At 63.1% G+C, this 1,656-nt stretch carries 4 protein-coding genes and 1 pseudogene; all 5 read left to right on the top strand.

Annotation, left to right across the window (positions count from 1 at the left end; genetic code table 11):
• The first annotated feature begins 37 nt into the window (after window positions 1-37).
• Window positions 38-253 (top strand): hypothetical protein, encoded by a 216-nt coding sequence (locus VGP75_RS15195; protein WP_327544466.1) that lies wholly within the window; start codon window positions 38-40, stop codon window positions 251-253.
• The gene (locus VGP75_RS15190) at window positions 247-429 is read left to right on the top strand and encodes a hypothetical protein (protein ID WP_327544465.1); all 183 of its coding nucleotides are present in this window, start codon (window positions 247-249) and stop codon (window positions 427-429) included. The genes VGP75_RS15195 and VGP75_RS15190 overlap by 7 nt, the downstream gene beginning before the upstream one ends.
• Window positions 426-668 (top strand): hypothetical protein, encoded by a 243-nt coding sequence (locus VGP75_RS15185; RefSeq protein WP_327544464.1) that lies wholly within the window; start codon window positions 426-428, stop codon window positions 666-668. The genes VGP75_RS15190 and VGP75_RS15185 overlap by 4 nt, the downstream gene beginning before the upstream one ends.
• On the top strand, window positions 665-1,063 hold the full coding sequence (locus tag VGP75_RS15180; protein WP_327544463.1) for a hypothetical protein: 399 nt from the start codon (window positions 665-667) through the stop codon (window positions 1,061-1,063). Before VGP75_RS15185 ends, VGP75_RS15180 begins: the two co-directional genes overlap by 4 nt.
• A 2-nt stretch (window positions 1,064-1,065) precedes the next feature.
• Window positions 1,066-1,656: pseudogene (locus tag VGP75_RS15175) on the top strand (hypothetical protein); the annotation flags it as partial.

Raw genomic sequence — 1,656 nt, 5'->3', positions numbered from 1 at the left:
ATAGTCACCCCCACAGCTTTCGCTATGGGAGAGACACATGCGACCCGACACCGATACGGGCCTTGGCCGCAACGCCGCCAATTATGCCCGCCTGAACGGCCCTGACCCTGATCTGACATTTGCCCAGCGTGGCGCGCGGTTCATCCTCGCGGCGCTGATCGGCGTTTTGATTGCGCTGATCGCCGGGACGATCCTGACCACCTTCATCGCAAACGCGGCGCACTATGCCGTGAACGGCGGTGGCGCATGGTGAGCAAGCTGGATACCGCCCTGCGCGCCCTGAACGATGCCGCATACGCAGCTGCGAAGATCGCTCGGCAGGAGGCTGATTGCCGCGCCGCAGATTTGCGCGCGTTGGCGCTGAAATCTGATGATCTGGTCGAGGGCCGTATAGCGCCCGCGCCCGCAGCCTTTGCGACAAGCGCATGAGTGCCCTGCCCGACGCCCCGAAGAAAAAGCGCGGTCGCGCCAAGTCTAAGGGCCGCATCAACGTCATGGAGTTGGCTATCGTGGTTACGCCGCCCGTTGAGGAAGGCGGGTTGTGGGTGGCGCGCTTTGACCATCGCAGCCTGCCGATCTGCGCGAAGGCAGAAACCCGCATCGAGGCCATGAAGGCGCTGCATCAGTTCCGCAAGGATCACTGGAAGCCAGTGAGGGCGCAGGCATGATCCGGCAGCCCACATCGAAAGCCGCTCAATACGCATGGTATCGCGCCGCAATCGCGGGACGTGAGCCGCCGCGCCATGACGGAATGCCAGAGGCAGGGTTTTACAAAACCCGGCTGGTGAAGGGAGGGCCATTTGTGCCCATCCGCATTTGGCTGGATCAGGAGATTTGCCCCGTTACCGGCGAGTTGATGGCCGATGAATCCTTGCGCTGCGAGGCTTTGGGCCAGTCACGCAATCCCGAAACGATCTGGACCTATCTGCGCCCGATTCCGCGCGCCGAATATGACGCCTTGGTCGATCTGCACCGCAGCATGGACCTAATGGCGGCAGTCAATGCCCCGATAAATATCGAAGACGTAAGACACGCCGCACCAACACCCCAATGGAGGATCTGAACGTGAACGACATGACATTGCCGCAGGCTGGGCACAACAATCCGCCCCCCTACGATGCCGACGTGCTGGCAAAGCACACCCAAGCCGCAAGTGATCTGGCCGCAGAGGCCGCGCCGTGGCTGAACAAGGGCGAGGTCGAGACTGACGCAGAGGCGCAGCAACTCACTGACGTGATCGCCAAGGCGCGCAAGCTCTACAAAGCCGCAGATGACTCGCGGAAGGCTGAAAAGGAGCCGCACCTTACGGCAGGCAAGGCGGTCGATACCGCCTTTGCCGTGGCCGTGTCTGCGCTGGAAAAGACCGCCACAGCCCTGAAACCGATCATCACGAAATGGCTCCAGAAGGTTGAGGCCGAGAAGCAGGCCGAGGCCGCACGTCAGGCAGAGATTGCACGCAAGGCCAAGGAAGAGGCGGATCGTCTCGCCGCACAAGCGGCAGCCAGCAACGACGCGATGGCGGCAGCGCAGGCCGAGGCAGCACAGAAGGAAGCCGCGAAGCTGGACACGGCAGCGACCCGCGCAGGGAAGGCCAAGGCCAACGTCGGCAGCGCCACAGGCGGCGGTCGCAGCATGGCGCTGCGCACCGTGACCACG

Origin of the sequence: Yoonia sp., assembly GCF_036007805.1 — a bacterium.
Classification (GTDB): Bacteria; Pseudomonadota; Alphaproteobacteria; order Rhodobacterales; family Rhodobacteraceae; genus Yoonia.
This window is presented reverse-complemented; position numbering and strand designations above follow the sequence as displayed.

Coding starts and splice junctions, on each gene's coding strand:
- VGP75_RS15195 (WP_327544466.1), top strand. CDS start 38: ATGCGACCCGACACCGATACGGGCCTTGGCCGCAACGCCGCCAATTAT.
- VGP75_RS15190 (WP_327544465.1), top strand. CDS start 247: ATGGTGAGCAAGCTGGATACCGCCCTGCGCGCCCTGAACGATGCCGCA.
- VGP75_RS15185 (WP_327544464.1), top strand. CDS start 426: ATGAGTGCCCTGCCCGACGCCCCGAAGAAAAAGCGCGGTCGCGCCAAG.
- VGP75_RS15180 (WP_327544463.1), top strand. CDS start 665: ATGATCCGGCAGCCCACATCGAAAGCCGCTCAATACGCATGGTATCGC.